Below are 21,556 nucleotides of genomic sequence, written 5' to 3' on the forward strand. Positions count from 1 at the left end.
TGCCCGCGAGACTCATGCAAATTCACCCGCTCATCACCAAGTCCGACGAACTCTCCCAACTCGTTGACCGACTCTCGAAGCACCCGTTCATCGCCGTCGACACCGAGTTTATGCGCGAAAACACTTACTGGCCGGAGCTGTGCCTGTTGCAGGTCGCCAGCATCGACGAAGCGGCGGCGATCGATCCTCAAGCCGATCTCGACCTCAAGCCGATCCTCGATCTGATGGTTGAAAACCGCAACGTGCTCAAAGTCTTCCACGCCGGTGGCCAGGATCTGGAGATTATCCACAATTTGACCGGCAAGGTGCCAACGCCGCTGTTCGACACTCAGATCGCAGCAATGGCGCTCGGCCACGGCGAGCAGATTGGTTATTCAAACCTGATCGAATCGCTGCTTGGCCACAGTTTGGACAAGGGCGCGCGCTTCACCGACTGGAGCCGGCGACCGCTCGACAAGCGCCAAATCGATTACGCCATCGCCGACGTCACGCATCTCGCAACGATCTTCCCGCGCATGGTCGAAAAACTCCGCAAGAACGGCCGCGGCGCCTGGCTCGACGAAGAGATGGAGCGGCTCGCCGACCCGTCGAGCTTTGCTTTCGAGGCCGTGGATGCCTGGAAGCGCCTGAAATTGCCGAGCCGTAACCCGGCCGTCCTGGGGCGCTTGAAAGCGTTGGCCGCGTGGCGCGAGACCGAAGCGCGCTCGAAAAATCTGCCGCGTGGCCGGATCGTCAAAGATGATACGATGGGCGAGATCGCCATCCATCCTCCCAAGAACCAAGAGGAGCTCGGTCGAGTGCGCGGCTTGTCCTCGGGCTGGCGGAATAACGACATCGGCGGCCGGCTGATGAACGCGCTGGCGTCGGCCAAGGCGCTCGAGCCCGACGAGATGCCCGACCGCGAGCCGCGCCGCCCGGGCCTGACTAAGGAAGGCGCGCTGGTCAGCGACTTGTTGAAATTGCTGCTCAAGATCCGCGCCAAGGAAGCCGGCGTGGCGGCCAAGCTCATCGCCCGCACCGACGACATCGAAGCGCTGGCGGCGGGCGTCCGCAAGGATCTGAAAATCTTGTCCGGCTGGCGGTTTGAAGAATTCGGGCGCGACGCCGTGGATCTGGTCGAAGGCCGCATCGGCTTCGCGATCGAAGGCGGCAAGCTCAAGCTAAGCCGCGTCATTGAGGAAACGGTCGATGCATAAAGTGCTGCTTTTGGTCCTTGTTCCGCTCGCCGCCTGCGTTGCGGGGGCAGCGCAGCGGACGACGACAGATCAAGTCGGGCCGGCCTGTGACGCCCGGGCGCTGGTCAAGTTCGTCGGCCAGGAGCCAACCAAGGAAACCGCCCTCAAGCTGATGGGCTTCGCGCGCGCCAAATCCCTGCGCTGGGTCGCCTTCGGCGGCGCGATGACGATGGACTACAGTCCCCAGCGGCTGACCGTGAAACTTGACCAGCAAGGACGCATCGCTTCATCCAGCTGCGGCTAGCTGAGGTCGCGCCCGATTAGATTGGCGTCGGCGAGCGCGCGCCGGATCGTCGGCAGCGTCAGACGCGCCCGTTCGGCAATGGCAAAGCGGTCGATAATCTCCACCGCCCGCTCGGCCGCCCAATAATCGCGCTCGAGTCGTTCGACCATGAAGCGCAGGGCCTCACCCGGCACGTGCAGCCCGCGATCAGCGAACAAGAGTTCGATCAAACCCGCAAACAACGGGTCGTCGGGAAGGCCGATTTGGATCACCGGCGTAACCGCGATCCGGGTCCGCAAATCGGGCAAAAGCGGCTGCCATTGCGGTGGGATGACGTCGGTGATCATGACCAACGGGCGGCCGCTGTCCTGGGCATCGTTCCAGGCGTGGAATAAGTCATGCTCATCGCCGCGTTCAGCGCCGTCGAACAACCGGCCCTGAACCCGCTCGACGAAGCTGCGCGCCAACAAGGTTCGGCCCGATCGACGCGGTCCGGTCAGGATCGTCGCCTTGACCGGCCACATGCTCCATTTGCGAAAATGATCGAAAGCATCGCGGTTCGCGTCGGACAGGATCAGCCGGGCGTCCCCCGCACTTTGCGGCCAGTCGAGCGGCAGCGCGATCTGGTCCGGGCCACTCTTCATTGGCTATTGGTAACCGGCGAGGTTGGCGTGGCCACCGGCGGGCGCGGTTGCGGGATTGGCGGCGGTGGCCCTGCCCCGCCGGACATCCGGATCACCGTGCCGTTCGCGTCCGCCTTCCAGCCGCGCGCACTTAGCGCCGCGGCCAATTGCGGGCCGGTCCCATGGTAACCAATAAGGACATAACTGGTGCCACTCGGGTTGATGCTCTGCGGGATCACCTGGCTCATGCCGGGCAGCGTCCGCAAATGCGCCATGGCGAAATTGTAGGTGTTGACGTTGCTGGCCGCGATCTGGACCTGAAAGGCATTGCCCATCTGCTGGGCAACCGGCGGGCCTTCGACCACTTCTTCCGGCAACGGCGGCGGCGCCGGCAAGTCGAGCGTCGAATCGCGCTGGAGCCGACCGGCGGCAAGCGCCGCCGAGTACAGCTCGTCCATCCGCCGCACGCCTTCGTTCATCATCGCCGGGATGGCGTCGCTGTTGGCCGCAGTCAGGCTGAAGCCGCCGACGATCTCATTGTCCGGCCCATGCCGCGCGATGAAGCGAGCCTGCGCCGGTCCGCCGGGATAGAGCCGCTGAATCTGGACTTCGGCGACCAGAATGTCGGCAGCGCCGTAAAGATCGACCAGATTACGCCACCAGCCGCGGCCCGGACGATCGGATTGGGCGGCGTTGACCAGCAAAGGGTCGACCCCCATGCCGCTGATGCGGACATAGTCGATCGAACTTTGCGAGGTTCGAAACTGCGCCCAGGCCCGTTGCCAGCCATTGCGCAGCTCAACCGATGTCGCGGTGCCGCCGCTGACCGTGACTGGAATCAGGAGCATTGGCGCCGAACGCCGCATCTCACCGCCAACGCCTAACAACTCACCGGCGCGGGCGCGATCGAACAGGATGCCAAGATCGGCGATATAGCGGTTGGGGCCAATCTGCTCGCGCTCGACGATGATCGAGCTGACCAGGCCGTCCAGCGTCGGGTCCGGCAAGTCCGGCGCTTCACTGACCGGACGGCCATGGGTTTTCGCCCATAAGGCGCGGAAGCCATCGCGCTGGGCGAGCCGCCAGCCCGCGTAGCGCGCGCTCAGTGCATCCTTGCTGGAGACATCAACGTGGATACCACCGATCTCGAGTGTCCCCGAACTGTCGAGCGGCAAGATGCCGCGCTCGCCGCTTTCGAGCTGCGCGTAGAGCGCGCCCGACAATAGGACCGCGGCCAAAAACAGCAGGAGGGCAGGAAGGAACGGCCGGCGGATCATTGCGGCGGTCTTTTGGCGATAACAGCGTGGAAATCCAAGCGGCTTATCTCTACGGGCCACAGCCGTGACCCAAAAGCCGCTTACTTATGCCGACGCGGGCGTGTCGATCGCCGCCGGCAATGCCCTGGTGAAGGCCATTGGCCCGCTTGCCAAATCAACCGCTCGGCCTGGCGCGGACGCGGAGATCGGCGGCTTCGGCGGCATATTCGACCTGAAGGCAGCGGGATTTGACGATCCGCTGCTGGTCGCCGCCAACGATGGCGTCGGGACCAAATTGAAACTGGCGATCGAGCTTGGCCGCCACGACGGCGTCGGCATCGACCTCGTCGCGATGTGTGCCAATGACTTGATCGTCCAGGGCGCCGAGCCGTTGTTCTTCCTCGATTATTACGCCACCGGGAAGCTGGACAAGGACGTCGCAGCCACTGTCGTCGCGTCAATCGCCGAAGGGTGCCGCATCGCCGGCTGCGCGCTCATTGGCGGTGAAACCGCGGAGATGCCCGGCATGTATGCCGATGGCGACTACGACCTCGCCGGCTTCTGCGTCGGCGCGGTCGAGCGCTCGAAGCTGCTCACTGGCAGCCGCGTGGCGCCCGGCGACGTCATTCTCGGTCTCGCCAGCTCGGGCGTACACAGCAATGGTTTCTCTCTGGTCCGGCGGATTATCGCCGAGCGGAAATGGGACATTTTCGCGGACGAACTCGGCGAACGTCTACTGACGCCGACGCGAATCTATGTGCAAGCGCTGCTGCCGATAATTGACCGAATTCACGGCTTGGCTCACATAACGGGCGGCGGACTTCTCGACAATATACCAAGGGTTCTGCCGGATAGTTGCCACGCCATTGTAAATGTAGACAGCTGGTCGCTACCGCCGATCTTCGCCCTGCTCCAGAACGGTGGCGAGATCGCCGCAGCCGAGATGGCCCGGACCTTCAACTGCGGTATTGGCATGGCCGCAATCGTCGCCGCATCGAACGTCGAAGCCGTGGAGCAGCGGTTGCGGGAAGCCGGAGAAACATTGCACCGCATAGGCCACATTGAGAGCGGCAAGCGCGGCTGCACGGTTCACGGACCTGCCGGAAGCTGGGGATCGGACGAAAACTGGACCGCATCCCACCATGCCTGATCCCGGGCGCGTCGCTATTCTGGTTTCGGGTCGCGGCAGCAATATGCGCGTCTTGATCGATCAAGCCAGCGGTTACGAAGTCGTGCTGGTCGCCTCGAACAATCCGCACGCTGCCGCGCTCGACTATGCGCGAGATGCCGGCATCCCGACCTGGTCCCAGGACAGCAAGGGCGTCCCGCGCGAGCAATTCGATGCCGCCCTCAGCGCCGCGCTTCGTGATCATCGGGTCGGCACGATCGCTTTGGCCGGTTACATGAAGCTGCTTTCGAACCGGTTCGTCGACCAATGGCGCGGACGGATCATCAATATCCACCCGTCGCTGCTGCCCAAATATCCTGGTCTCGACACTCATCAACGCGTGCTTGCCGCTGGCGACGCAGTCACGGGTTGCTCGGTCCACATCGTCACCGAAGAAGTCGATGCCGGCGACGTGATCGCCCAGGCCGAAGTGCCGATCGAAACCGATGACGACGCCGCGTCGGTCGAGGCGCGAGTGCTCGAAGCCGAGCACAAGCTCTATCCCCGCGCTTTGCAGACGTTCGTCTGCGGATGAGTGAGGCCCTGACCCTAATTCGCCAAGCCGCCCTGGACCTCCCGGAATCCGAGGAGCGGGTGTCGCACGGCCAGCCGACCTTCTTCGTTGCCGGCAAGCAATTCGCCCAGTTTCGCGACGACCATCACGGCGATGGCATGACCGTCGTGTGCGTGCGGACCAGCGGTTTGGACGAGCAGGCAATGCTGATCGAGGCCGATCCCGAGACCTATTCGAGACCGGCTTATTTTGGCCGGTCGGGGTGGATTTCGATCAACGTCGCCGGCGAAACCGTCGACTGGGGCCATGTCGCCGACCGGATTGCGGCCAGCTGGGAGCTTGCGGCGCCGCGCCGGTTGCTCGAAGCAGGCGGGCGATGACCGAATCACCAGCGGAGCGCCGCAAGCGCTGGATCAATCTTGGCGAATTGATCGCGCTGGCCGCGCTATTTGTCTCGGCGGTCGGCGTGTGGATCGCGTGGCAGGGCAATTCCTCGGACAGCCCGACCCGCGTCGTCGAGCAGCGGCAACCGATCCCGCTGACTTTACGCGGGACAGTCGAGCGGGACGGCCGCGCGCTGGTAATTGCCCCGGTTGAACAGAGCCATGCGCTTGAATCGCTGACCATGACGTTGCCTGGCAAAGCACCTATCGAGGTCGGCAGCGACGGGCGGCTAGCGGCCAGCGACGTCGAGTCGGCGTTGACGAATGACAAGGATCGCAAAGGCAGCGGCAAAGCTGCCATCCGGATTGCCACCCGCTACGTAGAGATGGGCAAGGAACGCCGCACCAGCGCGACGTACGCGGTCCGCTACCACTGGGAGGGCGGCGGCTTGTTCGGCGGCCGTTCCCTGCGGCTCGACAGCTTCAGCCGCTAACCGACAATCGTCGGCCTACGACCATCCCCCGGATGGCCTAACCGACGATTTCGTCAGGCTTGAAGAAGAAAGCGATTTCGATCGCGGCATTATCCGCGCTGTCGGAGCCGTGGACCGAATTGGCCTCGATCGATTCGGCGTAAGCCTTGCGGATGGTACCTTCGTCGGCCTGGGCCGGGTTGGTCGCGCCCATCACTTCGCGATTGCGAGCGACGGCGTTGTCGCCTTCCAGCACCTGCACCACGACCGGACCCGAAGTCATGAACGTGCACAAATCGTTGAAGAACGGCCGCTCGCGGTGAACGCCGTAAAAGCCTTCGGCCTGGTCGCGGGTCAGGCGGATGCGTCGGGAAGCGACGACCCGCAGGCCGGCGTCCTCGAGCATTTTGGTGACGGCACCGGTCAAGTTACGGCGGGTCGCATCGGGCTTGATGATCGAAAAAGTGCGTTCGGTCGTCATCGCCGAGCGTCTCCTGCTTTTTGAAGGGTTGGAATGTCCGGCAGCGCCTAGCCGCGCGGGCCGGTTGCGGCAAGCCTCACCCTTTTTCCTGCCAGCGGCCGCGTTCATCCCGGGCCCAGAAGCGCCGATCGACCCCGTCCCTTCCCGACAGCAGCTTCCACGCCATCCGCGCGCCGTCGAGCGCCGTATCGTCGAACAGATAGAAAGCGCGGTCATAGCCCAGCGCCGCCTCGCGCCACTCACCGTCGGCAATCAGCATGTTGCGCGCCAAATTGGGCGCGTCCGGACTGGTCGATAGCAAAATTGGCTGGCGCAAATCGTCGGCACCGCCTGCGACCCCATGCGGCAGAAAACTGGTTGCGCCCTGATCCCACAGCAGTCGGTCCAGACGGGCTAGCAAGGTCTCATCGGATGCGACAATCAGCAGGCGCGCGTCCTGCGCCAGCAGCTTCTCCGCTAGGTTGGCGATGACTTGCTCCAACGGCGTCTGGCCGAGCTGATAGAAATCTACCTGCATCGATCAGGCCGGCACGGGCAAACTAACCCTCGGCAGTGTCGGCGACGAACTGGTCGAGCAACCGCACGCCAAAACCGGTCGCGCCCTTGTCATAGGTGCTGCCAGCCTTGTCCGACCAGGCCATGCCGGCGATGTCGAGATGCGCCCAGCGAACGCCATCGTCGACGAAGCGTTTGATAAATTCCGCCGCGGTGATCGAGCCGCCTTCGCGCGGGCCGACGTTCTTCATGTCGGCGATGGGCGAATCAATCAACCGGTCGAACGGCTCGCCAAGCGGCATCCGCCATAGCTTGTCCCCGGACGTATCGGCGGCGCTGAGGAGCTGGGTGGCAAGGCCGTCGTCGGGGGTGAACAGCCCGCCCCATTCATGGCCGAGGCTGATCAGGATCGCCCCCGTCAGGGTCGCCAGGTCGACAATCGTCTTGGGCTTGTAGTTGCGCTGGACGAAAGTGATCGCATCGGCGAGCACGAGCCGGCCTTCGGCGTCGGTGTTAATCACCTCGACCGTCTGTCCCGACATGGTGGTCACCACATCGCCCGGCCGCTGGGCGTTCCCGGACGGCATGTTCTCAACCAATCCGCAGATGCCAACCACGTTGGCCTTGGCTTTGCGCAGCGCCAGCGCCTTGAAGGCACCGACGACAGCGCCGGCGCCGCCCATATCCCACTTCATCGCTTCCATGCCCTGGGCCGGCTTGATCGAAATGCCGCCGGTGTCGAAGGTGACGCCTTTGCCGACCAGCGCGAGCGGCGCGTCGCCATCCTGGCCGCCGTTCCAGCGCAGGATCAGCAGCCGCGGATCGCGCACCGACCCCTGGGCGACGCCGAGCAACGCGCCCATGCCGAGCTTCTTCATCGCCGCGCCATCGAGGACTTCGAACTCGATGCCCAAATCGGCCAGGTGGCGGACCCGTTCGACGAACGTTTCGGGATAAATGATGTTGGCGGGCTCGGTGACCAGCTCGCGGGTGAGGGCAACCCCTTCCATGACCGGCTGCCACCGTTGCTCCCAGCGTTGCTGGGCGCCGGCACCGGCGCCAACGATGGTCACCTTTTCAAGGGTTGGCTTATGCTTGTCCTTGAGCTTGGTACGGTAGCGATCATAGCGCCACGACCGCAGCGCCGCGCTCAAGCCGACACGCGCCGCGGCATCGGCATCATAGCCAAGGCCGGTGAGGTCGATCACGGCGTGCGCTGCGCCGGACGTCAGCAGTCTCGCGACAACCGTCCCGCCAAGCTTCTCGGCCGCCGCGGCAGGGGCAATTCCCTTGCCTGTGCCGACGACCAGCAACCGCTTCGCGCCCGCTGACTGGAAGAGCTCGACGGCGCTGCCTGCATCGCCATCGAAGCGCTGCAACTTCAGCGTGGCCGCGGGCCCGTCGCCCAAGGCTTTGATTGCGTCGGCGTCAACGCGGTCGGCGGGCAGAACCAGCGCAAAATCTCCGTCAGGGAGGCGGTCAGCGAAACTTACTTGCATGAAGGGCAGTCCTTGAAGGGAAGCGAGAGTTGGCGGCTTCTTAGGACGCAAGGCGGAAAAGGGCAAAGCAGGCGGATCGCAGCCACAGGCCGGCTCAACTCGGATTGTCGCCCGCCGCCCGAGGTGCGATAGGCGGCATCACGATGGCCAGGTAACGGGGCAGCAGGTTTGCGTAAGGGATTGGTCTGGTGGTCGGCGCTGCCGATAATGTTTGGGGTGCCGGGTATAGCCGTCGCCCAGCCGATCGGCCCCGAGACGGCGACAAACGCAGCCGATTCAACGCCAATGATCAATTTCAGCGCCGACCAGGTCAGCTATGACAGCGGCGACGAACTGGTGACTGCCAGCGGCGCGGTACGCATGTCGCGCGATGGAAATTATTTGGCCGCCGATCAGCTGATCTGGAACCGCAAGAACGGCGAAGTTCGCGCCACCGGCAATGTCGTCGTCGTCAACCCGCAAGGTGACAAGCTGGTCGGTGACAGCGTTGTGCTGACCGACACTTTGCGCGACGGAACCATCGAAAATCTCCTGGTCGTGCTCGACAGCGGTGGCCGGATCGCGGCGGCGCGCGGAATTCGCAGCGGCGACATTACCACCCTCGACAATGCGATCTACTCGCCATGCCCGGTGACCAAGCCGAGCGGTTGCCCTCGCAATCCGAGCTGGTCGATTACCGCGGGCCGCGTGGTTTACGATCCCGCTCGCAAAAAGGTCCGGTTCCAGGGCGGGCGACTACAACTGTTTGGCGTGACCCTGCCTTTATTGCCCATTTTCAGCATCGGCACGTCGTCGGGCGGCGGCGGAGTCAACGGCTGGCTGGTGCCCGAAATCAGCCTTTCCTCACGCAACGGGTTCGAAGTCCAAATGCCGTATTATCGGCGGTTTTCGGCCAACAGCGATCTAACGCTGACACCGCATTTATATACTGGAACATGGCCCGCGTTCGAAGCCAAATATCGCCATCTCAATAGCCTTGGCGCGTTTCAGCTCGGTGCGTTTGCAACCTATGCGCAATTCGACAACCCCGACCTCAATGATCCGACGCCCGGCACGCGCCGCGGCTTTCGCGGCTATTTCGAAGGCAATGGCAAAGCCCAACTCGACCCTTTGTGGAGCCTGACGACATCGTTCCGGGTGGCGACCGACAAGACCGTCACCCAGCGCTACGACATCACCCGTGACGACCGTTTGCGCAGTTTTATCAATGCCGAGCGAATCAGCCCTACGTCTTACATCAGCATCGCCGGCTGGGCGTTCCAGGGCCTGCGGGTCGATGACGTCCAGAAACAGATTCCGATCGCGTTGCCGGCGATCGACGCCCGCTTTCGGTTCGACGGCCCAGTGGTTGGCGGGAATGTGGAGTTGCAGGCGAACAGCCTCGCGATCCTCAGGATCGACGGGCAGGACACGCAGCGGGCGTTCGTCGGCGCCCGTTGGGACCTGCGGCGGCTAACGACCCTTGGACAAGAGGTTTTGCTAACCGCTTACGCTCGCGGCGATGTGTATCATACCGACGATTCGGCGAGTAACCCGGTGCCGATTTACCGCGGCACCGACGGCTGGCACACGCGTGGCATCGCCGCCCTCGCCGCGGATGTCCAATGGCCATTCGTCGGCCCGGCGTTCGGCGGGTTCCAGCGACTGGTGCCACGGGTCCAGCTGGTCCTCACTCCGTCAACACCAAACCTCTCCATCCCCAACGAGGACGCGCGCGCGGTCGATCTTGAGGACAGCAACCTGTTCGCGCTCAACCGTTTCCCCGGCTACGATCGCTGGGAAGATGCGTCCCGCGTCACTTACGGTGTCGACTGGTCGCTCGAGCGACCGAACCTGTCGATCGGCACCACCATTGGTCAAAGCTATCGGCTTGTTCGCCGCGACGTGATTTTCCCCGATGGCACGGGGCTGTCAGACCGCTTCTCGGACATCGTCGGACGGACGCGCATTCGCTATGGTCGGCTGATCGACCTCACGCACCGGTTCCGAGTCGACAAAAACAGCCTGGCGGTGCGACGCAACGAGGTCGACCTGACCGTTGGCACCGACCAGACCTATGTCCAGATCGGCTACCTCAAACTTAATCGCAACATCAGCGCTGCAGTCGAGGATCTGCGCGACAAGGAAGAGTTGCGCGTGGCCGGGCGGTGGAAATTCGCGCGTTACTGGTCGGTGTTTGGCGCGACTGTCCTCGACCTTACCGACAGCGCCGAGGATCCCCTGTCGCTGGCCGACGGTTTCCAGCCAGTTCGGCAAAGACTGGGCATTGCCTATGAAGATGAATGCCTGGAGCTTGGCCTATCCTGGCGCCGCGACTATGAGCGCATCGGAGAATTCCGAAAAGGAAGCACTTTCTCGCTCAGAATCGCGCTGAAAGGGCTTGGCCGCTAAGCCTGCGTTCAGCGGGCCCGGGTAAACGGCGATCGGATTTATAGTTGTTTTTGCAAGGGATTTGACGAACGTGGCAGCAGGCTCTGAACTCTTTTCGACGCGTGCGCGATTGGCCGCAGCCGCCAGCATCCTGGCGGTTGCCGGCACGGCATTCGCGCAGGACGCGGCCCCGCCTCCGCCTGCAGCGACACCGAACAGCACCACGGCACTGCGGCTGCCGGATAACCCCCAGCTGTTCGGCACGACCATGCCGTCGGTGATCAAGGCGACGGCGATCATCAATGGCGAGATCGTCACCCAAACCGACATTGACCAGCGCCTGGGGCTGCTCGTCATGGCCAACGGTGGGCGCCTGCCGGCCGACGAAGTCGACCGCCTTCGCCAACAGGTGCTGCGCAACCTGATCGACGAATTGCTGCAAATCCAGGCGGCCAGGGCGGAAAAAATTATCGTGAAGTCGGGGGATATCGACCGCACGCTTACTCGCGTTGCCGGCAACAACAAGCAGACGGTCGAACAGCTGTCCGCACTACTCGAAGCCCATGGATCGTCGATCAACTCAATGCGCCGCCAGATTGAAGGCGAACTTGCCTGGTCGCGGCTCCAGCGGGCCAAGATCGAAAGCGCGGTCAGTGTTGGCGACGATGAAGTGAAGGCTGTCCTTGACCGCATGAACGCCGCCAAGGGAACCGAGGAATTCCGCGTCGGCGAGATTTTCCTGTCGGCGAACGCCGGCAATGAATCGCAGGCGATGGCCAACGCCAACAAGATTCTTGAGCAACTTCGCAATGGCGCATCGTTCGCAGGGTATGCCCGGCAATATTCCGAGGCATCGACAGCGGCGGTCGGCGGCGATCTCGGCTGGGTTCGGCCGGAGCAACTGCCCGAACCAATCGCGGCAACGCTGCGCCAAATGGGCCCCGGACAGGTCAGCAATCCAATTCAGGTGCAAGGCGGCATATCGATCGTCGCCGTGCAGGACACGCGCAAGGTCTTGATGGCTGATCCGCGTGACGCGGTCCTGAGCCTAAAGCAGGTGTCGATCACGTTTCCCAAAGGCATCTCGCGGGTTCAGGCGGAACCGATTGTTTCCCGCTTTGCCGAGGCCGCACGCAACGTTGGCGGATGCGGGGGTGCCGACAAGATTGCCGCCGATTTCAACGGCGAAATGGTCCAGAGCGATCAAGCCAAGATACGCGACCTGCCGGAAACGCTGCAGCGCATCATGCTGCCGCTGCAGGTCGGGCAAGCAACGCAGCCGTTTGGGACGATTGAAGAAGGTGTGCGCATCCTGGTGATTTGCGGCCGCGAAGAAGCCGCGACCAACGCGCCGACACACGATGAAGTGTACGCCCAGCTCAACGATGAGCGCGTCAACCTGCGCGCCCGCCGCTACCTGCGCGATCTTCGGCGTGATGCGGTGATCGAATTCAGATAAGGCCGGCGCGATGACGCGCGTTCCCGAGAATTCGAATGACTGATTATTCCACCGCGCCGCTGGCGGTGTCGATCGGTGATCCGGCCGGTATCGGCGCGGAAGTGATTGCCAAATGCTGGGACAATCGCGCCCGGTTCGAGCTGCCGCCGTTCGTCGCCATTGGCGATCCGCGATCGATCGCTGCCGTGTGGGACGGCCCGATTGCATTGATCGACGGGCTTGATGAAGCGGACTCGGCATTCGACGTCGGCCTACCGCTCATCCAGCTGGCCGCCGCGCAGGCCGACATTCCCGGTCATCCCAGCGTTGCCGGAGCGCATTGCTCGCTCGATTCGCTGGAAATCGCGGTCGGGCTGGCCCGATCGGGCTCCGCCAGAGCGGTGGTCACCGGGCCCGTGTCCAAGGAGCAGCTCTACGCGATCGGCTTTTCCCATCCCGGCCAGACCGAATTCGTTGCCGAGCGGTGCGGCGTTTCGGCGTCCAATGTCGCGATGATGCTGGCCGGCCCGACGTTGCGGACGGTGCCGGTTACCACCCATATGCCGCTGACCGTCGCGGCGGGCGCCTTGACCACCGCGTTGATCGAATCACGCGGCCGGGCGGCGTTGCGCGGTCTGCAGCGCAACTTCGGCATCGAGGATCCACGGCTCGCCGTCGCAGCGCTCAACCCGCACGCCGGCGAAGGCGGGACGCTGGGCCGCGAAGAAATCGAAATCATCGAGCCAGCGGTCGCGGCGCTGGTCGCGGAAGGCTGGCGCGTGACCGGCCCCCACCCCGCCGACACCATGTTCCACACCAGCGCCCGGGCGAAATATGACGCGGCGTTGTGCATGTATCACGACCAGGCGCTGATCCCGTTGAAAGCGCTGCATTTCGAGGAAGGCGTCAATCTGACGCTGGGCCTGCCGATCATCCGCACCGCGCCCGACCACGGCACCGCCTTCGACATCGCCGGGCAGGATCGCGCCGATCCGCGGGCGATGGCAGCGGCAATCCGCTTGGCGGCGCAGTGCGGTGTCCACCGCGCGCAGGCATGAGTTCAGATCTGGAGCCGTTGCGCGACGTGATCGCGCGGCACGACCTCCAGGCGCGCAAGTCCCTTGGCCAGAACTTCATCCTCGACCGGCAATTGCTCAGCCGAATTGCCGCAGTGCCGGGGCCGCTGGCCGGCAAGACGGTCTATGAAGTCGGGCCAGGTCCGGGCGGCCTGACCCGGGCGCTGCTCGACACCGGTGCGACGGTGGTCGCCGTCGAGCGAGATCGCCGCTGCCTTCCGGCCTTGGCCGAACTCGAGCGGGAATATCCGGCGCGCCTTCGGGTGATCGAAGACGATGCCATGCGTGTCGACGAGGCGGTTGAGGCCGGGGACGGTGCCCACGTCGTCGCCAATCTGCCGTACAATGTCGGCACCGCGCTATTGCTGCGCTGGTTGAGTGGAGACTGGCCGCCCTGGTGGCGGTCGCTGACCTGCATGTTCCAGAAGGAAGTCGCCGAGCGCATCGTCGCCAAGCCCGACACCGAACATTACGGCCGCCTGGCAATCGCGGCCCAGTGGCGCGCATCTCCGAAGATCGCATTGACGGTCAATCGCTCGGCGTTTGTGCCGCCGCCCAAGGTAACGTCCGCGGTGGTGCATATCGTACCCGCGACCACGCCGGCGGGCGTCTATCCGGCCATTCTCGAGAGAGTCACCGGAGCGGCATTCGGCCAGCGCCGAAAAATGCTGCGGTCCAGCCTGAAGGGGTTGCCCGGGGCCCTCGACGCGCTCGAACAACTTGCCATTGACGCCAAACGACGGGCCGAAACGCTCAGCGTCGCAGACTTCGTCTCACTAGCGAGAGCGCTGAGCTAGTTGGGTTTGGGGATCTGAACCGGCTTGGCCGCTGCGACCGAAGGGCCGCGACTGATCGCCGCCGACAACATCGCCAGCTGCTGACAGCCGTTTGGGCATAGCTTCTGGAGTTTGGCCAGATTGTCCCTCGCGCGCGGCACCGCACCCAACTCAACCATGGCCTCGCCCTGCACCGCCAGCGCGTCCCGGTCGGCCGGCTCCAATGCCAGCGCCTTGTTGGTGAAGCGGATAGCTTTCCCGAACAGCTTTTCCTTTTGGGCGACACGCGCCAAGACCACATAAGCGGCGCGATTGCGCGGATCGACCGCAAGTGCGGTCTCGAGGGTATCGTCGGCGGTCTCGAATTTCCCGGCGGCGAGCAACGTTTCGCCCTGTCGGAGCATTTCCTGCGACTTCGGTACGATCTGATCGTCCGGCTTTTGGCTCGCGACCGGGGCCGCGAGTATTACTCCGGCAGCTCCCACCAACAACAAGCGGTGCAACGATTGCATCAAATTCTCCAATTCGCTCCCGGCTTATCTAGCATGGCCGGACCAGCCGCGCGACGAAAAAGCCATCGGTGCCGTCCTGGCTTGGGACCAGGAGGCGCCCGCTACCCGTTAAACGCCCGGCGGCAATCGGCGTTTCCTGCGCAATCCAGGATGAACGGCCGCTGAGGAACCCGGTCACCTGGCCCTCGCCCTCAGCCTCGAGGATCGAGCACACCGCATAAACCAGTGCGCCGCCGGGGCGAACTAGCGCGGCGGCAATCTCCAGCAGCTGGGCCTGAACCCGCACAAGGCGATCGAGCCGCTCGGGCGAGAGTCGCCAGCGACCTTCCGGATTGCGCCGCCAGGTGCCGCTCCCCGAACAGGGCGCGTCGACCAGCACGACGTCGGCGGTTTCGGCCCAATCGGCCAGCATCTCCAGTTCGTGTGGCGGATTGAGCAGGCGAGTTTCGATCACGGCGCCGGCTTTCACAGCCCGTGGCGCCAGCTTCGACAGGCGCGAACGATTGGTGTCGGTGGCGAGGATCGCCGCGCCCGGCGCGGCCGCCGCCAGTGCCAACGCCTTGCCCCCGGCCCCGGCGCACAAATCGAGGATCCGCATGCCGTCCTTGGGCTCGCAGGCCAGCGCGATCAGCTGGCTGCCTTCGTCCTGCACATCGACCAGGCCGTCGGTAAAGGCGGCATGGTCATCGATCCGCGTGTCGAACGGGAGCCGCAGGCCCCACGGACTGATCCGCGTCGGCTCGGCGCCAGGAAACTGACCAAGCAGTTCGTCGCGGTTGGCGCGCGCCGCATTGACCCGCAGGTCGAGCGGCGCGCGATCGAGCAGCACCGGCCATTCACCGGGCTCAACCAGTCGCGAGATCTGCGGCTCCAGCCAGGCTGGGATGACCCGCGCCGGACTCCCTTGCTCACCGTCGACGATGGCTGCCGGTCCGCGGACTTCCCCGAATAGCGCGAGAAACTCGGGCGCCTCCTGCGCCAGTCCGAGCATCGCTGAGCGCCCGCTCGCCGGGACTTCGGCCGACCGGCGGATCGCCCGGAAGACCAATTCACGCACCGCCCGGCGGTCGCCCGACCCGGCATAACGGCGCGTCTTGAAGTATCGCGTAACGATGATGTCGGCAGGCGGCCCGTCGTCGCGGGCGGAAGCAATCACTTCGTCCAGGATTTCGATGCCCGCCTGCAGCCGCGCGGCCGGGGTCATGGTCTAGCGTGTCGGATAATTGGGCGCTTCGCGGGTGATGGTGACATCGTGGACGTGGCTTTCGGACAGGCCGGCGTTGGTAATACGGACGAACTTGGCGCGTTTTTGCAGCTCAGCGATGCTGCTCGACCCAGTGTAGCCCATCGCCGCCTTCACCCCGCCCACAAGTTGGTGAACGATGTCGCGCACCGGGCCCTTGAACGGCACTTGTCCCTCGATCCCTTCGGGCACCAGTTTGAGCTGATCCTTGATGTCCTGCTGGAAATAGCGATCGGCCGAGCCGCGCGCCATCGCCCCGACCGAACCCATGCCGCGATAGGATTTGTAGGTGCGGCCCTGGTACAGGAAGGTTTCACCCGGGGCTTCCTCGGTGCCGGCAAACAGCGACCCGACCATCACCGTCGATGCGCCAGCTGCCAGGGCCTTGGCGATGTCGCCGCTGGTCCGGATGCCGCCGTCGGCGATCACCGGGACGCCGCTCTTGGCCGCCGCCGCAGCGGCCGCGAGGATCGCGGTCAGTTGCGGCACGCCGACGCCCGCCACGATGCGCGTGGTGCAGATCGATCCCGGGCCGATGCCGACCTTGATCGCGTCCGCGCCGGCATCGATCAGCGCCTTGGCCGCTTCCGCGGTAGCGATGTTGCCGGCGACCACCTGGACCGCATTGGACAAGGACTTTACGCGCTTGACCGCGGCAGCGACGTCAGTGTTGTGGCCGTGGGCGGTGTCGATAACGATGCAATCGCACCCGGCGTCGATCAACGCTTCGGACCGCGCGAAGCCGCTATCGCCGACGGTGGTTGCCGCCGCGACCCGCAGCCGGCCTTCGGCATCCTTGGTGGCGAACGGCGCGGCGACCGATTTCTCGATGTCCTTGACGGTGATCAGCCCGACGCAATGATTGGCGTCGTCGACCACCAGCAGTTTCTCGATTCGGCGCTGGTGCAGGATGTGCTGCGCTTCTTTCTGGCTGGTGCCGAGCCGCACCGTCGCCAAATTGTCCTTGGTCATCAGCTCGCTGACCGGCTGCTTCGGATTTTCGGCGAAGCGCACATCGCGGTTGGTAATGATGCCGCACAATTTACCCGACCGCTCGACGACCGGAATGCCGCTGATGCGGTTGGTCGTCATCAATTCCAGCGCCTCGGCCAGCGTCTGGTCGGGGCTGACGGTGATCGGATTGACCACCATGCCGCTTTCGAAGCGCTTGACCGCGCGCACCGCCGCCGCTTGCTCGTCGATGTCGAGGTTGCGATGGAGGACCCCGATCCCGCCCAGCTGCGCCAGCGCAATCGCCATGTCGGCTTCGGTAACCGTATCCATCGCCGAAGAAATCAGTGGAATCCTAAGTGGAATGGCGCGGGTCAGGAAGGTGCTGGTGTCGGCCTGGCTAGGCAGAACGGAGGATTCGAGCGGGCGTAACAGCACGTCGTCAAAGGTCAGGCCCAGCGGTATGTCGGGAATAGTGTGGAGGTCAGCCATGCGGGCCTTTGGCAGGAAGCAGCCGATTCGCCAACCCCGCCGTCATTGCGAGGAGCGCGGCGACGGGGCAATCCAGCGCAACAAACTACCTGCATTGCCGCTCTCCGCTCGCAACGTCGGATTATTGCGGCGCCCGCGCCAGCAGTCGCTGCGCCGCTTCGACGTGCTTGCGTTCGATCATCTGGTCCTCGAACCGCTCGGCGCCGCCGGTCGCGGCGTCGAGCAAGCGACGGGCGCGGTCGATTTGCGCTTCGGTCGGGACAAAAGCGCGGTGGCAGGGTTCGATTTGATCGGGGTGGATCAGGCTCTTGCCGTCGAAGCCGAGGCTGCGGCCTTCCCCGGCCTGGGCGGCAAATCCGTCGGGGTCGTCGAGGCCGTTGAACACGCCATCGAACACCGCGATCCCCGCAGCGCGGCCAGCGATCACGATCGACTGCAACGCCATTTGCAGCGGCGCGCGCCCGGCGTCGGGCGGCAAGCGCAAGTCGGCCGACAGATCGTTGGTGCCGGCGATCAAAGCCGCCGCCTCTCTGGCTATTTCCGGTCCGGCGAGCACTCCCGCCGCCGTTTCGATCATCGCCAACGTTGGCAGGTCGACCCGATCCCGGGCCGCGCGGACCGCATCCGCGGACGTAGCGCGCGGCAAGATGACAAAGTCGGCCTGCGAATGGGCCACGGCGTCCAAATCATCGTCATGCCACTGACTGCCGACCCCGTTGACTCGGATCGCCACCGGCATCGCCCATGGCTCGATGAATGCATCGACTGCTGCCTGGCGCGCGGCCAGCTTGTCCTCGGGCTTCACCGCATCTTCGAGGTCGAGGACCACCAGGTCGGCGCCCGCGCCGCGCGCCTTGGCGATGGCGCGCGGGTTCGAGGCCGGCAAAAACAGGATCGAGCGCACCGTGTAGAGGTCGATGGTCATACCGATTTCGCTTTCACGGGACACGCGACCGTCGCATCATGGCCGCTCAAATAAAGGACAAGACACACCATGCTGACCGCTTTCATGATTGCAATCGCCGTTTTGGCGCTCCTGTTCGTGATGATGGGCGTCAAGATCGTCCACCAGGGCTATCGCTATACGCTCGAGCATTTCGGCCGCTTCGTGCGCGTTGCCGAACCCGGAATCAACTTCGTCTTGCCGTTCGTCACCCGCGTCGGGCGCAAGATCAACATGATGGAGCAAGTGGTCGACATCCCGGGTCAGGAGATCATCACCAAGGACAATGCGATGGTCGCGGTCGACGGCGTCGTCTTCTTCCAGGTGATCGACGCCGCCAAGGCCGCCTACGAAGTCAGCGACCTTTATTCGGCGCTGATGGCGCTTTCGACGACCAATTTGCGCACCGTCATGGGCTCGATGGACTTGGATGAGACGCTGTCCAAGCGCGACGAGATCAACGCCCGCCTGCTGGCGGTGGTCGACCATGCGACCGAGCCGTGGGGCGTCAAGATTACCCGCGTTGAACTTAAAGACATTCGCCCGCCGCAGGACATCGTCAACGCCATGACCCGACAGATGAAGGCCGAGCGTGAAAAGCGCGCGTCGATCCTCGAATCCGAAGGCATGCGCCAGTCCGAAATCCTGCGCGCCGAGGGCGAAAAGCAGGCGCGGATCCTCCAGGCGGAAGGACAAAAGGAGGCCGCTTTCCGCGACGCCGAAGCTCGCGAACGTTCCGCCATGGCCGAAGCCAATGCGACCAAGTCGGTGAGCGATGCCATCGAGGGCGGGAGCAGCCAGGCGATCAATTACTTCATCGCCCAGAAATATGTCGAGGCGCTGGGCAAATTCGCCACCTCACCCAACGCCAAGACGATCCTGTTCCCGGTCGAGGCGACCCAGTTGATGGGCACATTGGGCGGCATTGGCGAGCTCGCCCGCGAAGCGTTCGGCGATAGCAGCAGGGGAATTCCGGCGGTGCGCGCCAAGGCGGCGCCGACCGTGCCCGACAGCAAGTCATGAACGGACTGGAGATCGATCCCGGCTGGTTGTGGCTGATCGGCGGCGTCCTGCTGCTGATCTTCGAAGTGCTCGCACCAGGGTTCTTCCTTATGTTCGTCGGCGCCGCGGCGATGGCAACCGGCTTGTTCACCGTTTTGTTCGACCTCGGCACGGCGTCGCAGCTGGGCCTGTTTGCGCTTTATGCCCTGCTCGCGGTGATGGTCGGGCGGCGCGTCTACGCCAACGCCGCCAGGCACGGTGGTGACCCCCTGTTGAACGACCGCTCGGCGCGGTTGGTCGGAAAAGTCGTGACAGTGGTCGCCGCGGTCGACGAGCATAATGGCCGCGTGCGGGTCGCCGACGGCGAATGGAGCGCGCGTGGCGGTCCCGCTCAACCGGGGGAGCGAGTCCGCATCACCGGCGTCGATGGCAATTGCCTCAATGTCGAAGCCGAGCGCATTCTTCCTCCCGCGTAAAAAACGGAGCTTCAATCTTGTTCAACACGCAGCTTTCCCGCCGCGAGACGGTCGCGGCCCTCGCCGCCAGTGTCGCGCTCCCCCTGGTCTCGGGCGCCGCGCCGGCGTTCGCCGCCGCTCGCCGCGTCACCGACGCGCAAGCGGGCGCGCTGCTCGATTCTATCGCCGAGAATTTGCTTCGGCTGTCACCTGAAACCGCGACCACGCTCGGCATCGACAAGGGTCCGCACGCGGCCATGCGCCATCAGCTCGGCGATCGGTCGGCGCTCGGGCAGAAACGCCTGGCGGCCCAGCTGCGGTCCGACCTCAAACGCGCCCAGGCGATCGACGTTTCGGGCCTGTCGCATTCGGTCCGCACCAGCGTCGAGGTCGTGCGCAGCGCCTACGCGACCGCGCTCGAAGGTTTTGCCTTGCCGTACGGCGACGTCGCGGTCGGCAGTTGGCGCAACTCGCCCTACGTCGTCATCCAGAATGTCGGCGCCTATCTCGATCTGCCGCGCTTCCTCGACGCCGAGCATCCGATCGACAGCGCGGCCGACGCGCAAGCCTATCTGGCGCGGCTTGAGTCGTATCCGAAGCAGCTCGACGGCGAGCTTGGCCGGATCCGCGCCGCACGCGCCATCGGCCTGGTGCCGCCGGGCTTCCTGCTCGACAAGACGCTCAAGCAAATGGCGCTGTCGGCGAAGAATGCCCACGACGGCGGTTCTTTGGTCGAATCGATCGAACGCCGCACAAGGGAGAAAAAGATCCCCGGCAATTGGGCGGCGAAAGCGCGCCTGATTTCAGCGCAGATGGTAGCCCCGGCCCTCGAACGCCAGCTCGCCGAACTGCGCGCCGAGCGCGCCGTCGCCACCGATAATCCGGGCATGTCATCGCGCCCGCACGGCGACGATTATTATCGCTGGGCGCTCAAGGCATCGACCACCACCAATATGACGCCGGACGAAGTCCATCAGCGCGGCATTGATGAACTGCGCGAGCTGCAGGGACGGATGGACCCGATCCTCAAAAGCCTTGGCTATACCAAGGGTTCGATCGGCGAGCGGATGCAGGCGCTGGGCAAGGACCCGCTCTATAAATTCAGCGACGGCGACAAGGGCCGGGCCGAAATCATGGCCTTCATCCAGGAACGCCTGCGGATCATTCGCAGCAAATTGCCGCTGATGTTCAACACATTGGTCAAGGGCAATCTGGAGGTCCGCCGCCTGCCGCCCGAGGAAGAACCCGGCGCGCCCGGCGCTTACGGCGGTGCCGGCTCGATCGACGGCACCATCCCCGGCAAATTCTGGATCAACCTGCGCTCAACCTCGCTGCACACCAAGTTCGATTTGCCCGACCTGGCCCACCACGAAGCGATCCCGGGTCACGTCTGGCAGGGCGAATATGCCAACAAGCTGCCGCTCATCCGCACCATGCTGGCGTTCAATGCGTATTCCGAAGGCTGGGCACTCTATGCGCAGCAGCTTGCCGACGAATTTGGCGCCTATGACGATTTCCCCGCCGGCCGGCTTGGCTATCTGCAGGGCATCGCCTTTCGCGCCTGCCGGCTGGTGGTCGATACCGGCCTCCACGCCAAGGGCTGGACGCGCGAACAGGGCGTCCGCTTCTTCGTCGACGAGAATGGCTCCAAGGCCGAGGAAGTCGCATCCGAAGTCGATCGCCATTGCAGCTGGCCGGGTCAGGCGTGCGGCTACAAGGTCGGGCACAGCGAAATCAACCGCCAGCGCGCCAAGGCGCAAGCCGCGCTCGGCCCGCGCTACGACATCAAGGCGTTCGACGACGCGGTCGTGCTCGGCGGCAACGTGCCGATGGATGTCCTCGCGAAGAATGTCGACGAGTATATCCGGACGACGAAGGCGGCGTAGCGCCTCGGCGCCGATTGCGCGAATGTCGGCTTTCGACCCATTGCGGACATTAGCTCCACATG

At 64.4% G+C, this 21,556-nt stretch carries 22 protein-coding genes; 13 read left to right on the plus strand and 9 right to left on the minus strand.

Annotated elements, in window-relative coordinates:
- Positions 1-14 precede the first annotated feature (14 nt).
- Together rnd and RMO25_RS01005 are read left to right on the plus strand one after the other, a co-directional pair.
- Positions 15-1,196, plus strand: coding sequence for a ribonuclease D (gene rnd / locus RMO25_RS01000; RefSeq protein ID WP_309660727.1), 1,182 nt, complete (start codon positions 15-17; stop codon positions 1,194-1,196).
- Positions 1,189-1,479: an I78 family peptidase inhibitor gene (locus RMO25_RS01005; RefSeq protein WP_309660728.1), complete on the plus strand. Its 291-nt coding sequence runs from the start codon at positions 1,189-1,191 to the stop codon at positions 1,477-1,479. Before rnd ends, RMO25_RS01005 begins: the two co-directional genes overlap by 8 nt.
- Here RMO25_RS01005 and RMO25_RS01010 read toward each other — a convergent pair.
- Together RMO25_RS01010 and RMO25_RS01015 are read right to left on the minus strand one after the other, a co-directional pair.
- Entirely contained in the window at positions 1,476-2,102 is a 627-nt protein-coding gene (locus RMO25_RS01010; RefSeq protein WP_309660729.1) for an HdaA/DnaA family protein, read from the minus strand. The two genes, RMO25_RS01005 and RMO25_RS01010, sit on opposite strands and share 4 nt — an antisense overlap.
- Positions 2,099-3,358, minus strand: coding sequence for a heavy-metal-associated domain-containing protein (locus RMO25_RS01015; protein ID WP_309660730.1), 1,260 nt, complete (start codon positions 3,356-3,358; stop codon positions 2,099-2,101). Before RMO25_RS01015 ends, RMO25_RS01010 begins: the two co-directional genes overlap by 4 nt.
- A 64-nt stretch (positions 3,359-3,422) precedes the next feature.
- Between RMO25_RS01015 and purM the strand changes: the two genes are divergently transcribed.
- Genes purM through RMO25_RS01035 form a run of 4 tightly spaced genes read left to right on the plus strand, consistent with a single transcriptional unit; the run spans position 3,423 to position 5,896 of the window.
- A complete protein-coding gene (gene purM / locus RMO25_RS01020) occupies positions 3,423-4,487 on the plus strand; it encodes a phosphoribosylformylglycinamidine cyclo-ligase (protein WP_309660731.1) in 1,065 nt (354 codons plus the stop codon).
- A gap of 43 nt (positions 4,488-4,530) precedes the next feature.
- On the plus strand, positions 4,531-5,040 hold the full coding sequence (purN, locus tag RMO25_RS01025; protein ID WP_405051813.1) for a phosphoribosylglycinamide formyltransferase: 510 nt from the start codon (positions 4,531-4,533) through the stop codon (positions 5,038-5,040).
- Positions 5,037-5,399 carry an MmcQ/YjbR family DNA-binding protein gene (locus tag RMO25_RS01030; RefSeq protein ID WP_309660733.1) on the plus strand — a complete coding sequence of 121 codons (363 nt, stop codon included), beginning with the start codon at positions 5,037-5,039 and terminating at the stop codon, positions 5,397-5,399. Before purN ends, RMO25_RS01030 begins: the two co-directional genes overlap by 4 nt.
- The gene (locus tag RMO25_RS01035) at positions 5,396-5,896 is read left to right on the plus strand and encodes a hypothetical protein (RefSeq protein ID WP_309660734.1); all 501 of its coding nucleotides are present in this window, start codon (positions 5,396-5,398) and stop codon (positions 5,894-5,896) included. The genes RMO25_RS01030 and RMO25_RS01035 overlap by 4 nt, the downstream gene beginning before the upstream one ends.
- A gap of 37 nt (positions 5,897-5,933) precedes the next feature.
- Here RMO25_RS01035 and ndk read toward each other — a convergent pair whose 3' ends face one another.
- The 3 genes from ndk to RMO25_RS01050 all read right to left on the minus strand — a co-directional run bounded on the left by ndk (position 5,934) and on the right by RMO25_RS01050 (position 8,350).
- Entirely contained in the window at positions 5,934-6,356 is a 423-nt protein-coding gene (gene ndk, locus RMO25_RS01040; protein ID WP_309660735.1) for a nucleoside-diphosphate kinase, read from the minus strand.
- A 76-nt stretch (positions 6,357-6,432) separates the two neighbouring features.
- Positions 6,433-6,873 (minus strand): DNA polymerase III subunit chi, encoded by a 441-nt coding sequence (locus tag RMO25_RS01045; protein ID WP_309660736.1) that lies wholly within the window; start codon positions 6,871-6,873, stop codon positions 6,433-6,435.
- Between the two features lie 22 nt (positions 6,874-6,895).
- Complete coding sequence (locus RMO25_RS01050; protein WP_309660737.1) at positions 6,896-8,350, minus strand: leucyl aminopeptidase; 1,455 nt, start codon at positions 8,348-8,350, stop codon at positions 6,896-6,898.
- Between the two features lie 285 nt (positions 8,351-8,635).
- Between RMO25_RS01050 and RMO25_RS01055 the strand changes: the two genes are divergently transcribed.
- From RMO25_RS01055 to rsmA, 4 genes are all read left to right on the plus strand, one after another.
- The gene (locus RMO25_RS01055; protein WP_309660738.1) at positions 8,636-10,741 is read left to right on the plus strand and encodes an LPS assembly protein LptD; all 2,106 of its coding nucleotides are present in this window, start codon (positions 8,636-8,638) and stop codon (positions 10,739-10,741) included.
- Positions 10,742-10,850: 109 nt separating this feature from the next.
- On the plus strand, positions 10,851-12,179 hold the full coding sequence (locus RMO25_RS01060; RefSeq protein WP_309660739.1) for a peptidylprolyl isomerase: 1,329 nt from the start codon (positions 10,851-10,853) through the stop codon (positions 12,177-12,179).
- A gap of 35 nt (positions 12,180-12,214) precedes the next feature.
- A complete protein-coding gene (pdxA, locus tag RMO25_RS01065) occupies positions 12,215-13,216 on the plus strand; it encodes a 4-hydroxythreonine-4-phosphate dehydrogenase PdxA (RefSeq protein ID WP_309660740.1) in 1,002 nt (333 codons plus the stop codon).
- Positions 13,213-14,031, plus strand: coding sequence for a 16S rRNA (adenine(1518)-N(6)/adenine(1519)-N(6))-dimethyltransferase RsmA (gene rsmA / locus RMO25_RS01070; protein WP_309660741.1), 819 nt, complete (start codon positions 13,213-13,215; stop codon positions 14,029-14,031). The genes pdxA and rsmA overlap by 4 nt, the downstream gene beginning before the upstream one ends.
- On the opposite strand, the gene RMO25_RS01075 is transcribed toward rsmA, so the two are convergent.
- The 4 genes from RMO25_RS01075 to RMO25_RS01090 all read right to left on the minus strand — a co-directional run bounded on the left by RMO25_RS01075 (position 14,028) and on the right by RMO25_RS01090 (position 18,133).
- Positions 14,028-14,522 (minus strand): hypothetical protein, encoded by a 495-nt coding sequence (locus RMO25_RS01075; RefSeq protein WP_309660742.1) that lies wholly within the window; start codon positions 14,520-14,522, stop codon positions 14,028-14,030. The genes rsmA and RMO25_RS01075 overlap by 4 nt on opposite strands.
- 28 nt (positions 14,523-14,550) lie before the next feature.
- Positions 14,551-15,726: an RsmB/NOP family class I SAM-dependent RNA methyltransferase gene (locus RMO25_RS01080; protein WP_309660743.1), complete on the minus strand. Its 1,176-nt coding sequence runs from the start codon at positions 15,724-15,726 to the stop codon at positions 14,551-14,553.
- 3 nt (positions 15,727-15,729) lie between these two features.
- Positions 15,730-17,208, minus strand: coding sequence for an IMP dehydrogenase (gene guaB / locus RMO25_RS01085; RefSeq protein WP_309660744.1), 1,479 nt, complete (start codon positions 17,206-17,208; stop codon positions 15,730-15,732).
- A 121-nt stretch (positions 17,209-17,329) separates the two neighbouring features.
- Entirely contained in the window at positions 17,330-18,133 is an 804-nt protein-coding gene (locus tag RMO25_RS01090; protein WP_309660745.1) for a CoA ester lyase, read from the minus strand.
- Positions 18,134-18,202: 69 nt separating this feature from the next.
- Here RMO25_RS01090 and RMO25_RS01095 point away from each other — a divergent pair, with 69 nt between their 5' ends.
- The 3 genes from RMO25_RS01095 to RMO25_RS01105 are packed head-to-tail and all read left to right on the plus strand — an operon-like array spanning position 18,203 to position 21,494.
- Entirely contained in the window at positions 18,203-19,174 is a 972-nt protein-coding gene (locus tag RMO25_RS01095; RefSeq protein WP_309660746.1) for an SPFH domain-containing protein, read from the plus strand.
- On the plus strand, positions 19,171-19,629 hold the full coding sequence (locus tag RMO25_RS01100) for an NfeD family protein (RefSeq protein ID WP_309660747.1): 459 nt from the start codon (positions 19,171-19,173) through the stop codon (positions 19,627-19,629). Before RMO25_RS01095 ends, RMO25_RS01100 begins: the two co-directional genes overlap by 4 nt.
- 17 nt (positions 19,630-19,646) lie before the next feature.
- Positions 19,647-21,494, plus strand: coding sequence for a DUF885 domain-containing protein (locus RMO25_RS01105; protein ID WP_309660748.1), 1,848 nt, complete (start codon positions 19,647-19,649; stop codon positions 21,492-21,494).
- The last annotated feature ends 62 nt before the right edge of the window (positions 21,495-21,556 follow it).

Source organism: Sphingomonas sp., from assembly GCF_031361285.1.
Taxonomy (GTDB): domain Bacteria; phylum Pseudomonadota; class Alphaproteobacteria; order Sphingomonadales; family Sphingomonadaceae; genus Sphingomicrobium.

Excerpts from the sequence above, each read along its gene's own strand:
- rnd (WP_309660727.1), top strand. The coding sequence starts at position 15 with ATGCAAATTCACCCGCTCATCACCAAGTCCGACGAACTCTCCCAACTC.
- RMO25_RS01005 (WP_309660728.1), top strand. The coding sequence starts at position 1,189 with ATGCATAAAGTGCTGCTTTTGGTCCTTGTTCCGCTCGCCGCCTGCGTT.
- RMO25_RS01010 (WP_309660729.1), bottom strand. The coding sequence starts at position 2,102 with ATGAAGAGTGGCCCGGACCAGATCGCGCTGCCGCTCGACTGGCCGCAA.
- RMO25_RS01015 (WP_309660730.1), bottom strand. The coding sequence starts at position 3,358 with ATGATCCGCCGGCCGTTCCTTCCTGCCCTCCTGCTGTTTTTGGCCGCG.
- purN (WP_405051813.1), top strand. The coding sequence starts at position 4,531 with ATGCGCGTCTTGATCGATCAAGCCAGCGGTTACGAAGTCGTGCTGGTC.
- RMO25_RS01030 (WP_309660733.1), top strand. The coding sequence starts at position 5,037 with ATGAGTGAGGCCCTGACCCTAATTCGCCAAGCCGCCCTGGACCTCCCG.
- RMO25_RS01035 (WP_309660734.1), top strand. The coding sequence starts at position 5,396 with ATGACCGAATCACCAGCGGAGCGCCGCAAGCGCTGGATCAATCTTGGC.
- ndk (WP_309660735.1), bottom strand. The coding sequence starts at position 6,356 with ATGACGACCGAACGCACTTTTTCGATCATCAAGCCCGATGCGACCCGC.
- RMO25_RS01045 (WP_309660736.1), bottom strand. The coding sequence starts at position 6,873 with ATGCAGGTAGATTTCTATCAGCTCGGCCAGACGCCGTTGGAGCAAGTC.
- RMO25_RS01050 (WP_309660737.1), bottom strand. The coding sequence starts at position 8,350 with ATGCAAGTAAGTTTCGCTGACCGCCTCCCTGACGGAGATTTTGCGCTG.
- RMO25_RS01055 (WP_309660738.1), top strand. The coding sequence starts at position 8,636 with ATGATCAATTTCAGCGCCGACCAGGTCAGCTATGACAGCGGCGACGAA.
- pdxA (WP_309660740.1), top strand. The coding sequence starts at position 12,215 with ATGACTGATTATTCCACCGCGCCGCTGGCGGTGTCGATCGGTGATCCG.
- rsmA (WP_309660741.1), top strand. The coding sequence starts at position 13,213 with ATGAGTTCAGATCTGGAGCCGTTGCGCGACGTGATCGCGCGGCACGAC.
- RMO25_RS01075 (WP_309660742.1), bottom strand. The coding sequence starts at position 14,522 with ATGCAATCGTTGCACCGCTTGTTGTTGGTGGGAGCTGCCGGAGTAATA.
- RMO25_RS01080 (WP_309660743.1), bottom strand. The coding sequence starts at position 15,726 with ATGACCCCGGCCGCGCGGCTGCAGGCGGGCATCGAAATCCTGGACGAA.
- guaB (WP_309660744.1), bottom strand. The coding sequence starts at position 17,208 with ATGGCTGACCTCCACACTATTCCCGACATACCGCTGGGCCTGACCTTT.
- RMO25_RS01090 (WP_309660745.1), bottom strand. The coding sequence starts at position 18,133 with ATGACCATCGACCTCTACACGGTGCGCTCGATCCTGTTTTTGCCGGCC.
- RMO25_RS01095 (WP_309660746.1), top strand. The coding sequence starts at position 18,203 with ATGCTGACCGCTTTCATGATTGCAATCGCCGTTTTGGCGCTCCTGTTC.
- RMO25_RS01100 (WP_309660747.1), top strand. The coding sequence starts at position 19,171 with ATGAACGGACTGGAGATCGATCCCGGCTGGTTGTGGCTGATCGGCGGC.